The 12,141-nt window shown below is 54.9% G+C and carries 9 protein-coding genes and 1 tRNA gene; 9 read left to right on the plus strand and 1 reads right to left on the minus strand.

The window, feature by feature from the left end:
• Positions 1 to 80: 80 nt before the first annotated feature.
• Positions 81 to 698 carry a TetR/AcrR family transcriptional regulator gene (locus E1297_RS33005; RefSeq protein ID WP_155145592.1) on the plus strand — a complete coding sequence of 206 codons (618 nt, stop codon included), beginning with the start codon at positions 81 to 83 and terminating at the stop codon, positions 696 to 698.
• Positions 699 to 710: 12 nt separating this feature from the next.
• Here E1297_RS33005 and E1297_RS33010 read toward each other — a convergent pair.
• Positions 711 to 795: transfer RNA gene (locus tag E1297_RS33010), tRNA-Leu, on the minus strand.
• Between the two features lie 693 nt (positions 796 to 1,488).
• On the opposite strand from E1297_RS33010, the gene E1297_RS33015 reads away from it, so the two are divergent.
• From E1297_RS33015 to E1297_RS49955, 8 genes are all read left to right on the plus strand, one after another.
• On the plus strand, positions 1,489 to 1,983 hold the full coding sequence (locus tag E1297_RS33015) for a hypothetical protein (RefSeq protein ID WP_209016150.1): 495 nt from the start codon (positions 1,489 to 1,491) through the stop codon (positions 1,981 to 1,983).
• Between the two features lie 2 nt (positions 1,984 to 1,985).
• Positions 1,986 to 3,998 carry a dynamin family protein gene (locus tag E1297_RS33020; RefSeq protein WP_155145594.1) on the plus strand — a complete coding sequence of 671 codons (2,013 nt, stop codon included), beginning with the start codon at positions 1,986 to 1,988 and terminating at the stop codon, positions 3,996 to 3,998.
• Positions 3,999 to 4,006: 8 nt separating this feature from the next.
• Positions 4,007 to 5,800: a dynamin family protein gene (locus E1297_RS33025; RefSeq protein WP_155145596.1), complete on the plus strand. Its 1,794-nt coding sequence runs from the start codon at positions 4,007 to 4,009 to the stop codon at positions 5,798 to 5,800.
• 126 nt (positions 5,801 to 5,926) lie between these two features.
• Positions 5,927 to 6,328 carry a hypothetical protein gene (locus tag E1297_RS33030; RefSeq protein ID WP_155145598.1) on the plus strand — a complete coding sequence of 134 codons (402 nt, stop codon included), beginning with the start codon at positions 5,927 to 5,929 and terminating at the stop codon, positions 6,326 to 6,328.
• A 23-nt stretch (positions 6,329 to 6,351) separates the two neighbouring features.
• Positions 6,352 to 7,242 carry a hypothetical protein gene (locus E1297_RS33035; RefSeq protein WP_155145600.1) on the plus strand — a complete coding sequence of 297 codons (891 nt, stop codon included), beginning with the start codon at positions 6,352 to 6,354 and terminating at the stop codon, positions 7,240 to 7,242.
• Between the two features lie 72 nt (positions 7,243 to 7,314).
• On the plus strand, positions 7,315 to 9,357 hold the full coding sequence (locus E1297_RS33040; RefSeq protein ID WP_155145602.1) for a dynamin family protein: 2,043 nt from the start codon (positions 7,315 to 7,317) through the stop codon (positions 9,355 to 9,357).
• A complete protein-coding gene (locus E1297_RS33045; protein ID WP_209016151.1) occupies positions 9,354 to 10,640 on the plus strand; it encodes a dynamin family protein in 1,287 nt (428 codons plus the stop codon). Before E1297_RS33040 ends, E1297_RS33045 begins: the two co-directional genes overlap by 4 nt.
• Before the next feature lie 340 nt (positions 10,641 to 10,980).
• The coding region (locus E1297_RS49955) for a serine/threonine-protein kinase (RefSeq protein ID WP_209016152.1) at positions 10,981 to 12,141 on the plus strand (1,161 nt) is incomplete at its 3' end.

Raw genomic sequence — 12,141 nt, forward strand, 5'->3', positions numbered from 1 at the left:
GCTTTCAACCAGAACCGAAAATCGTTGAAACTAAACCGAACGGTTTATAGATTTGGAATACATCTAGCCAAGGAGACAACATGACCCAAGCCGCCACCATTCTGCGTACAGGCCGAAAATTCGATCAGGTCTTGCGCGGAGCCCGAGAGGTTTTCATGGCGGATGGCTTCGAAGGTGCCAGCGTGGACGATATCGCCCGCGCTGCAGGCGTCTCAAAGGCAACGCTCTATAGCTATTTCCCCGACAAACGGCTGTTGTTTATGGAAGTGGCTCAGACCGAATGCAGCCTGATGGCTGAACGTATCATCTCGATGATTGACGAGACCAAACCAGCGCGTGAGGTCCTGACAATCGCAGCGACTCAGCTGACTGCCTTTCTGGTGTCAGATTTCGCGCAGCAGGTGTTCCGAATCTGTGTAGCCGAGAGGGATCGGTTTCCTGAGCTTGGTAAGGCTTTTTATCAGGCTGGTCCCGAGAACGGTCAACGACAGCTCGCAGAGTACCTGGAAAAGGCCGTCGCCAATGGCGAACTGGTCATCGAGGACATTCACATCGCGGCGGAACAGTTTTCTGAACTTTGCAAAGTCCGACTGTGGGGCAGAGCAGCGTTTGGCATCCAGTCAAGCTTTTCGCAGGAAGAAATTGATGAGGTCGCCCTGCAGGCGGTGGACATGTTCATGGCCCGCTACGGGACCTGACATACAAATCTTTGGTGCGGGTGGAGGGACTTGAACCCCCACGCCTTGCGGCGCCAGAACCTAAATCTGGTGCGTCTACCAATTTCGCCACACCCGCAACCTGGAGCCAATGACCCCGGAATGTGGCGCTGCATAACAAAGCTTCCAGACAAGTGCGAGAGGTAAATTGCGGTGTGATGGAGTTTATTGACCCCTACATCGCAACAATACATCGCAACCGATCAGGAAACTTCTGGCTCGAACCAGCGAACAGCAGCAAGCTCTCTCTCGAACTGCATCGAAAAAAGCTCCATGATTCATTAGAATTTAGGCACTCTCATATCCTAAAAAACCTGTCAAAATCTTATTAGGAAGGGTCTGCCACAAATTGCCTCTATTGTTGCCAATTACGAGACATTAAAATTTATCCGCCAGATTCTTTTAGCTCGCTTACGTTGAGTAATGCTGAATCAACAACGTTCCGCACAATGCCCTTCAAGACCCTCAAAAGTTTCACTCCAGATCAAAATGCACTCTAAAACAACTAAAGGGAGAGTCGCATTGGTGTCGATTATGTATTATTAATGTTTATTATCATGTATTTAGGTGGAATATGAGCTGCATTGCGCAGCCGGCGCACAAAAGGTCAGGCGCTCGTCCAATCGATGCCGACATTGTCGAACACTCTCCCATTGGTTGAGGCATTAATAAGCAAGTGCAAACACAATTGCGCCACAATTCAACCGCCAAAAAATCTTATTCACGTCAAAATAACACCGCCTTAAAGGTTGTTATTTCTAGCAAGGAGTTAATGAGTCTTTTCGCCGCGAGGCATTGTTACGAGTTCCTGCTCAACTCCAACACAAGGGTCTCCGTCGTGACCGAACAGATCAACTCCGCTGCCGCCGAGCAAGACGCTGTCTTTCTTGCACGTGAGAGCTTTATCGGCGAGCTCAAAACTCTGAACAAACAACACCCTGATACGGGCTTTGGTATCGCGCTCAAGACGCATTCAGGCGAACAGTATCTGCTGGCCAATACCCGGATGCCGCTGCCATCCAGCAAATCCGATGGCTTCCCGACAGGTCGGCGCGTAGCCTGCCTTGAGAATGGCGACCGGTTCAGCTCGATCGAAGTTCTGGCTGACTCACAGGCCTACGAATCGATCTCTCCGCGCAAAGAAGCTGCGATCTTGGGTAACGCTCTGGATCTGATCGCGCGGATCGACACACTTACCAGTATTCCGGCTGGACGTCTGTCTGACGTTGCAGAGGCACAGATTCCCGCTACTGGCACCGGAGGCTAAACATGGCGCGTAACGATCACCTTCTGTCTGTAGGGAACGAAACACTTGCGCCGATGACATCGGCCATGTCTTCGCTGACGACGCAGATCGACCAATTGACAGAGGTGGCGGATGCGCGCTCCTCGGCCCGACTTGCAACGCTCAAGACGCGGATGGAGAATTTCACTGCCAGCGTCACGATGGTGGGGCAGGTCAAAGCCGGCAAATCCTCGATTGTGAACATCCTCGCGGGTCGCCCGGGCCTATTACCATCGGACGTAAACCCGTGGACCTCGGTCGTTACCACGCTGAACATCAACACCCGCACACCGGGTGATACCAAGTCCAAGTTTACTTTCTTTGAGCAGGAAGAATGGGACAACCTGATGGTCGGCGGTGGCCGCTTGGGTGAGCTGGCCAACCGCGCCGGCGCCGATGACGAAATGGACGATATCCGGCGTCAGATTGGCGAGATGAAGGCCAAGTCCGAAGAACGGCTGGGCAAGCATTTCGACCTCGTGTTGGGCCAAAGCCACCAATACGACTATTTCGATGAAGAACTGATCCAGCGCTATGTCTGTCTGGGTGATGAAGACGACCCGGACATCGACCCCAAGACCGGTCGCTTTGCAGATGTGACAAAATCTGCGGAACTGTACATGGATATTCCGCAATATCCTATTTCGCTGAAACTCTGCGACACGCCCGGCGTGAACGATACCTTTATGGTACGCGAGCAGATCACACTGCGCAGCCTGCGCGGATCAGAAGTATGTATCGTGGTTCTGGCGGCCAGCCAGGCGCTGACCACCATGGATATGGCGCTGATGCGGATCATCGCGCAGTTTGAAAACCGCCAGATCATCCTGTTCGTAAACCGCATTGATGAACTGTCAGACCCGGTCAATCAGGTCCCGGAGATCCGTGATCGGATTCAGGACACACTCAAGCAGAACAATATCGATGCCAATACCAGCATCGTGTTCGGGAGCGCCCTTTGGGCCGAGGCTGCTTTGACCGGTAATCCTGATGTTCTGAACGAGGAATCGCGTCAGGCATTGAACACTTTCTATCTGGCAGCCGGGTTTGGTGAACAGGCGGCTTCGCTGGACAAGATCTGGGCGCTGTCGGGCCTGCCCGACCTATTGCTCGCGATGAATGAACGAATCGCCGAAGGAGCGGGCAATCGCTTGCTGGATCGTGTGCGTCATCGCGCGCGTAACATCGCGAGCCAGATTCGCGCCACGGCTGTTGCCAAGAACCTCTCAAGCGGTGAGGGCGTCGTACGCGATCTGGATGGCGTATCCCCCGAAGACGCGATTTCGGCAGTTTCCGCTGAATATGAAAAGAAAGTAGCCGAACTAACGACAGCGTTGCGCGACAAAGTGCTCGAACGGCTTGCTTCGGCTGAGGCAAACTTTGTCAAACGCGCGACAGACTCGCTGATTGCACATCTCGAGCAGAACGGCGAACAGGGCACCTGGCAATATGATCCGGCCGGACTTCGCACCCTTCAGAAGGCAGCATATTTCAGCTTTGCACGGTCAATGCGCAAAGACGCAGGTGCGCTGTATTCTTCTGCCGCAGGTGACGTTGAAGCGCTGTATCACAAGCTGTTGGGCAACCATCTGGGTGAGTTCAGCATCGAAGCGCCGATCGTTCCGCGCGTGCCGCCGCCACTGGGGATCGGGCGTACAATCGCGCTGGATCTTCAAAGCACCTGGTGGCGCCGCTGGTGGCAAAAACGCAAGGGCTTTGAAGCGTATGCCGCTGATTACAAGCGCCTGATCGCGTCCGAGGCGAATTCGATCACCAAGGACATCGAGGAAAACCAAATCGCAGCCGTACTTGAAAATGTACGCGCCATTCTCTCGGACTTCATGCGTGAACAGAAGGAGACCCTGCTGAGCATCTCGCATTCGGCAGAAAAGGATCCCGCACGCAATGCCGAGTTAATGGCAGGGATGCAGCCCACGAAATCACGTGATGAGATCTTGGGCGACATCCTCAAAGACCTTAGTAACGAAGCAGCATAAGAAGAGTTATGGTAAAAGATTCTACAACCCGCTTCGTCTCTCCTCGGGCATGGGAGCGTATCGAGCAGTGGTCCCGCCGCAAGCCCGTTTTCGCGCTTATGGGAGAATTCAGCGCTGGTAAATCCACGCTGATGAACTTCCTGTTGCGCACGCAGGCCCTGCCAACGCAGGTTACGGCAACCCAATTGCCACCCGTTTGGTTCAGTTGGGGCAATCAGTCCGCGTATGTCAAAGGCCACGATGGCAGCACTCGCAATATTGAACTGGATCAGCTGGATGAAATCGGCGTCAACGATGCACAGTTCATCCGCATCTATCTTGAGGCCGACATTCTTGAAGCCGTTGACCTGATCGACACGCCCGGCATCTCGGATCCCAAGATTTCGACTGATGTGTGGCGCCGAGCGGTTGGCCAGGCAAACGGAGTGTTGTGGTGCACCCACTCGACGCAGGCGTGGCGCGAAACCGAACGTGCAACCTGGGTGTCGTTGCCCGAACGCCTGCAGCACAATTCGCTGCTTCTTGTCACACGTGCGGATGCTTTGGGACCGAAAGACCGCCAGAAGGTACTGCGCCGCGTGAACCGCGAAGCAGGTCATCTGTTTAATAGATCGATCCTGTTCTCTGCCCGCGATGCGATAACCGCGCGTGACCAGACAGGTGATGCCGAACTTTGGTCGCGCAGCGGCGGCGGCAAAATGATCGACAGTTTCCTCGAGATCACCGAGCAGATCATGGACAACCGCGCCGATCAACTGGCCCGGTACCAGATCGACAAGAGCCTATCCGAAGCGCCCAAGGTTCAACCTTTGCGGCCAAAACAACAAATGGATCAGGCAGCTCCAGCGCCAATCGAAGCAGATCAGACCGCTCCGCTGAAACTGATGAACCCGCTTGAGGATACTGAGACCCCCATTAGTCCGACTGACGAAGATGATGTCATCACCAGCTTCCCAGTACGCCCAGCCCGGGTCGAGCGGAGAAGCGAAGAACCCGAACGTACCCGTATTGACTCGGATGAGGCTGAACGGCTGCGTGCGGAAATGGCTCCTGAAACCAACCTCGAGGAAGACGCTGCAACGGGCACATCCGAAGATGAGCTGCGAGCTTTCTTCAAGGATACAGCGAACGATCCGTTGGAATTGTCCAATCTCGGACAATCCATGTCTGATAGTGACGAATTCGATCTCGATTATATCGACGACGATGACGATCAGGACGAGGAAGTGCTTCTTGAGGCTGAAGATGACCCAGCGCCGTCCGAACAGACGAATGAGACGGAGTCGGATGACCTGCTGGAGTCGTTGGCCAGCAAACTTGCTGATCAGTCAATAGCGATTGCAGAAGAGACTGAAGCTGAGGAAACGCCTGTTTCCGAAATCGAAGTATCGGTTTCCTCAATTACGGCATTGCTAAGCGAGCAATCCGAAAACAATGAAGAGTATGAGCCGGAGCCAGTGTCAAACGCACTGAATGGGGCCGAAGTCGTGTCGATGCCTGACGTGATACCCGAAGCTGAAAAACCGGAAACTCTGGCCGAAACCAGCAAAACCGAAACCGCGTTGGAAGAGCTTCTGAACGTGCCTGCAGGAACACCGCTGAGCGCGGCGGCCATGTGGCGCGAGATTGCAGCCAACGAAGATCTGCCTGAGGACTCTCAGGGACTGAAAACCGTGTTCAAGGCATTTCTGGAAGAGTTCGACCAGATCGCTCTGGAGCACAACGCAAAGCAGGCGAAGGAGGCCCTTCGGGCGCTTCCGAATGCCAACAAGAACAGTGGAGCGGAGTGGCATGTCTTGTGACCGTCCGCCTCCTTTCCGGCCGCATGTCGATTTTCATTTGCGGTGTCGAATAATGATGTTAATCAGCGGCGCGACGGTTATAACCCGTTGCGCCTGAAGGGTTTTTATAGGGATGCAGGTTTTTAGATGACAATCGAAGCCGCGTTGACAACAGCAATGGAAACCATCCCCGACTGCATCGCAGCCGGATATGTGGATATGGAAACCGGAATGCTGTTGGGAACCAAAACCACAGAGCCAGAGAGTGAGGAAGTTCTGGATACTCTGGCAGTTGCGGTGGCCAATCTGTTTCAGGGTCAGGGTGTGAAAGCATTCGAAAAACTTCTGCGTGCAGCAGGTGTTCAGGATTCGGAAAATCCGGGATTTGGGGAAATCGCCGTGTTTTCGAATGATCGGCTGCACATCTTTCTGCGGACCAAGGAATATCCTGAACATGTGGTCTGCTACATCTGCCGCGACAGCGCAAATATCGGGCTGGCGCTTACGAAATCACATCTCAGCCTGGGGCCGGTTGCGGCCGCAGTTTAGACGGGACCAGAGGGGGTCACGGGATGATGGATACAGAAATACTCGACATGCTCGAAGACATCGGGCGGTCAGCGCGACCTCGTTTGTCGCCCGCGATTCAGCTGCCGGGGGAAACGGCTGATGCGCGACGGTCAGATGTGCTGCGCGTGATACGCGGCACTATTCTGCCGCGCCGACTTGAGTTTACATCGCCAAATGGCAACTGCCTCGCGGTTGAGGTCAACAGCTCTCGGGTGACCGATGTATTTGGTGCCAGCACCGGTTCCGTACCGGATTTCGAAACCGAGCCGCGCGAGGCTTTGACGGAAAAGCTGGCCCAGCTTGTTTCGAATATCGCCGCCGCGCCTGGCCCGCTCCAACTGGTGTCTGTACGCCCGGATACTGCGCTGGAAGCAGATGATGTGGGCATCACCTATTCAGAGATCGAAAGCGCCTGTGCTCAGATCGAATTGCCTGCGGAACCTCGGGTTTCGATCGTTCCGGATATCGAGGACGTGGCATTAGACGCGCCAGATTCCGAGCAAGAACCCTCGGCGATTGAACAAGCCGCTGTTCCTGAAGGTTCGGGTATGGCGCAACGCTTCTTTGACGGTGCCGAGCGTTTTGCCTTGGGCCGTTTCCTTTCCGCCAGCGATAGTGGCGCCACGCAACTGGACGGCGCATGTACCGAGGGGCAACCCCTGCATCCGGATCAGGCATTGTTGCAGAACTTTGCCAAGGATCTTGCCGGTTGGGACGCTGACAGCGCAACAACCCTCACACATCCGCAGTTGATCGTGATGCGCCCGGCAGGTGGACAAGGTGCCGGACTTGCCCTGCTGCGCGACGGCAAAAACGTTGCTGCTGCCGTACATGAGGCGCGCAAGCTGGGCGCCGTAGTTAGTCTGTGGAAATCCATTCGGGAGACGGCCTAATGACCGTCTCCCCAAAACATTCATTATTTCTGTTGAGTCGATCCTTGAATACGAGTGCTTGGGGTAAATGTTATGAGTGAATCTGATCGTCGTGAGTTAATACGCATCGCAAACGACATGAATGAAGTGAGCAATGACGAAACCCGTCAGTTCATTTCGCGCATCGTTGATGACCTATCAAATCTGAAACCATCGATCGCCTTCGTCGGTCAGATCAAGGCCGGGAAATCCCGACTTATCAACGGTTTCACCGGTCAGGCAGAATTCCTGCCTTCTGATGTAAACCCTTGGACCACGGTCATCACCGACATGCATTTCGGTCATCCCTCCGGGCGCAAGGCCGGGGCCGAGTTCCATTTCTTTGACAACCGCCAATGGCAAGCCCTCATCGCCGAAGGCGAAGAGCTGCGCAACATGTTCCCCGATGACGAGGACAGCTATAAGCGCGAGATGATCGAAGAACAGGTCGAGGCGATGAAAACGCGCGCCCGCCTGCGTCTTGGTGACAGTTACGAGCAGCTGTTGGGCCAGCAACACGACCTGGAGGAGCTGACTTCGGACGACCTGGCCCGCTATGTGTGCGCCGGCGACGATCCGTCAGATGAAGAGGAGCATGATCCGGGTTCTGATAGGGGGCTTTATAGCGATATCACGCGGAAGGCCGAGGTCTATTTTGACATTGGTCACTTCCCCTACCCCCTAACCGTTACCGACACACCCGGCGTTAACGACCCCTTGCTGATCCGCGAAGAAATCTCGCGGCAGTATCTCAAGGAATCTGATTTCTTCGTCGTCGTCCTTTCGGCGCATCAGGCCCTTTCGCGGGCTGACTTGAAGCTGTTTCGGCTTATGCAAGCGCTGGAGTTGGGCCAGATCGTCGTTTTCGTCAACCGCGTGGATGAGCTTGGCGGCGGTGCAGAAGATGCAGGCAAAGTCCGTGCGGATGTGCTTGATGGCTTGGAAAAGGCGCTGGGGAACTCGAACATCGATGTATTGATGGGCAGTGCTCAGTGGGCGCACTATGCGTTGACCGGCGATGAAACGGGCATCAATCACGATGCGGTTCTGGCCTGGCTGCGCGCGCATCCGGAACAGATGAAGCAGTATCTGGATGGGGTCGAAGAGATCAAACAAGGCCCCGGCCCTATCAGCCGCGAGGCGGTTCTGCGCTTTGCAGCAATGATCGCTTCGGGCCTGCCTGATTTACGTCGACATGTGACAACCGCGCTGACCGATGGCCCGCGTAGTGAACAGTTGCGGATGGCATGGCAACATCTCAACAGCTTTGCTCAGGGTGAACTCGAGCGCAGCACTGCACGGCTGCGCGTGCTGGAGAGCGAGGAAGACTCGACTGCTCAGAATGCAGATGAGAATGACAAGACCCTTGCCTCGTTGCGCGAACTGGTAGCTGACAAAACAAACGAGATAACCAAGGATATGGACGATGTCCTTGCCAACTTGCGCGGCGTTATGGACGACACCGTATCCGAGGCGGTTTCAAACGTTGTTCGTGGACCAGATGGTCAATCGCCCCTGCTTGCCAAAGGTGGTGCGACCGAACTGAACTTCACCCCTCTGCGGGAACGGATGCGTGAACTGGTACAGGGTGCCACACAAGTGGTGCGCCAGCGGATGCTGAGCGAGCTTTATGCGATCGATATGCAGAGCAATGCTGCACTGCGCTCCCTGCCCGGCTGGCAGGAACCGGCTGACAACCGCATGAACACGAGTGCTGTGCGGTGGTTCCGTCCAGATACGACCGCTCTGACCCGAGGCATTACGGTGGAATTGCGCGTCAATTGGTTGTCCCGGCTGATCTCGCGCAACAGCGTGGTTTCGCGCGCTGAAAAGATGATTGTGCAGGAATTCGAGATGATCGGGGACGATCTGGTCGATACTGCACGCGGTGATCTGATGGAGCGTTTGAACACGGTTCTGGATCATTTTCTGGCTCTGCTTGCAGGCCATCTTGAAAACCGCACCGGCTCGGGCGAAACATGCGCCCGAACCGAAGCGCAGGCCGATTTCGACCGTGCGCGCCGCATCGCAGATGAGCTGGGATCGGCATTTGGATCAGAACACGCGGAAGATATACAAGCGGAGGCTGCCGAGTGATCGAATTTCCCGGAACCGAGCAGGAGGTACGGCAGCTGGAGCGTTTTCTGAACGCGACCGAAAAGCAGCCGTCCACGCCCGAATTGGATGATATGCGCACACGGGCGCTGGCCCATGCCGAGCGGTTGTCGAACGCCGTTTCCATCGGTTTTGCCGGCGAGTTTGGTGCAGGTAAATCCAGCCTGGCCAATATGCTGGCTGGCGCAGATATCCTGCCGACCGGCCCTCAGCACCTGAAGCTGCCGCTGGTGATCGTCGCTTATGCCGACACCCCGGAAACCACAGTTGGCTGGTGGGACAAAGAACCCAAAGTCTATTCTGGTATCGCGCTTGAGAAGGCCGCCGCTGACAATCCCGACTTTATTTCCGTAGGGCTGAATACCCCTGCCCTGCGCGAAATCTCATTGTTTGATCTGCCGGGTACCGGCGCCTTGGACGAGACATACAAGCCAACCCTGGACCTGTTGAAATTCGTGGATTGCGCGATCTGGTGCACCAACGGTGCAAACGCATGGCGCGAAACGGAACGGCACCTTTGGGCTCAAGTTCCGGAAGAACTGCGAGCCAACAGCCTGTTGGCCGTCACCCATGCCGACCTTCCTCATGTCAGCGATGCCTTGGACCGGGTTCTTTCGCGCCTGGAGAAGGAAAAGGCCGGCATGTTCCGGTCAGTTGTGCCGATTGGCACCCCGGTTGCCGTGCGTGCAATGGCGAAGGAGCCTGAACCCGATTTTGCACTTTGGGAAACCTGTGGCGGTCAGAATCTGGCTGAACAGGTTCTCGCGGCCGCATCGGATCGCCGTCAAAGTGATCTGGATGCAGCGCGCAAAGATCTTTCGGAACATTTCATGCCATATCTGGATGAACTGACCGGCGACAAAACTGAAGAACCTGAATCCGACAATCGTTCCATTCAGTCGAGCCTTGGCTCTGCCCTTCCACCGCTGAACAATCCTATTCTAGAGGATTGGCTGGCCGCCATCGCCAGCATCTACGAAGATCTTCGCGATTCCTCGGATATCGAACCGGCAGCCTTCCTGCAAAGCTGTCAGGAAATTGTTGAGGACTTCGCTGAACGCCTGGAAAGTGGTGCTGAAATTGACCCGGAAGCAGATTGGATTCCCGGCGAATTCGAAAAGGCCACAGACCTGCTGCTTTTGCTTCAGTTCGAGAGTGGTGATGCCCCGCTCAAAGATGCAATCGGCATACTCGCTCAGCTCAGCGACAACCTTGCATGGGCCGGAAGCACAGTCGAATCTGCGCAGACAAAAACCGGAACATGATCAGTTCACGCATTGATTGAGCCGCAGTGCGGCGAATCGAATCCATCGGAATCAGATTCGCATTGTTTCGAATTCGTAGACCAAATGAACATATCGGGGGCAACTGCCCCCATTTTTTTGGCCCATCATATCTATATATGGTTTTTACACCCACCATAAAAACAACATATAGATGTTCGCAAAAAACGATCCTTAGTGAAGCCATGAGGCGGCCCCAATAAAGTCAAATTTGAAACGTCTAACCGTTCTCAAGTGTCCTGCGGTTGTGTCTGGTTATGAGTTCGCGGGTTTTTAACCCTGTTAAATAAGGCCGCAAAACGAGTAATATGGGCGGGTAGAAATGAGCCATAACCAGGCTGTCGGTGCATCGCACGACGAACCACAGATTCAAGGTCTGCAACCAGGTGCAAAACTGTTGCGTGGCCAGTATGAGATCCTTCGCTTTCTGAGCAATGGCGGCTTTGGGATCACCTATCTTGCACGCGATAGCCTAGAGCGTGATGTCGTCATCAAAGAGTGCTATCCGGGCGCGCTTTGCCGTCGCGACGGGGATCATGTCGAACCTGCTGATCCGGCATATAAAGAAGACCTGAGCGCGATTGTTGACCTCTTTATTCAAGAGGCACGCAACCATGCACGCCTGGTTCACCCAAACATCGTCGATGTGCATCAGGTCTTTGAAGACAACAACACCGCTTATATCGCGATGGATCTGATCCGCGGTTGCGACCTGTTGGATTACATGGACGATCCTGAGAATGAATCCGGTCCGGATTTCATTGTTCAGGTAACCGAAAAGATGCTGTCAGCGGTGTCGTTCATTCACCAGAGTGGCATGCTGCATCGTGATATTTCGCCCGATAACATCCTGATCGATGAAAATGGTGAACCTGTCCTGATCGACTTCGGCGCCGCACGTGAGCAGGCCGCCAACAAGACTGCTGCGCTTCTGACGCTTCGGGTGATCAAGGACGGCTATTCCCCGCACGAGTTTTATGTTCGCGGTGCCGAACAAGGGCCCAGCAGTGACCTCTATGTGCTGGCTGCCACATTGTATCACGCCATCAGCGGCGAACGTCCGGTTGACGGTCAATCCCGCCTGACTGCTTTCAACAATGGTCAGCCGGATCCCTACACTCCACTGGTCGGTCGGTTCGAAGGATACCCCGAGGGGTTCCTTGAAGCTATTGACAAGGCGATGGAGGTTCATGCGACCGATCGCCTGCAAACTGCGCTGGACTGGCTGCGCATGTTCCGCGGTCCCGGCGTGATGTTCGACTCGTTCGCTTACCGTCCGGTTTCGGTGATCGTTGGTATGGATCGCAAGGATGAAGAGGCCGAACAGGCCCGCATCAAAGCGGAAAGCGAAAATGCCGAGGCGGTCGTGACTGCGCTTTTGGCAGGCAACTCCGATCTCGCATTGGGCAACGAAGACAAGAAAGACGACGAACAGGCCAAGTTCGCTGCCAGTGAGGACACCCCAGCTGCCGTTGATACGGTG

This window comes from Roseibium sp. RKSG952 (assembly GCF_009711355.1).

Coding starts and splice junctions, on each gene's coding strand:
- E1297_RS33025 (WP_155145596.1), top strand. CDS start 4,007: ATGGTAAAAGATTCTACAACCCGCTTCGTCTCTCCTCGGGCATGGGAG.
- E1297_RS33035 (WP_155145600.1), top strand. CDS start 6,352: ATGATGGATACAGAAATACTCGACATGCTCGAAGACATCGGGCGGTCA.
- E1297_RS33020 (WP_155145594.1), top strand. CDS start 1,986: ATGGCGCGTAACGATCACCTTCTGTCTGTAGGGAACGAAACACTTGCG.
- E1297_RS33015 (WP_209016150.1), top strand. CDS start 1,489: ATGAGTCTTTTCGCCGCGAGGCATTGTTACGAGTTCCTGCTCAACTCC.
- E1297_RS33005 (WP_155145592.1), top strand. CDS start 81: ATGACCCAAGCCGCCACCATTCTGCGTACAGGCCGAAAATTCGATCAG.
- E1297_RS33040 (WP_155145602.1), top strand. CDS start 7,315: ATGAGTGAATCTGATCGTCGTGAGTTAATACGCATCGCAAACGACATG.
- E1297_RS33030 (WP_155145598.1), top strand. CDS start 5,927: ATGACAATCGAAGCCGCGTTGACAACAGCAATGGAAACCATCCCCGAC.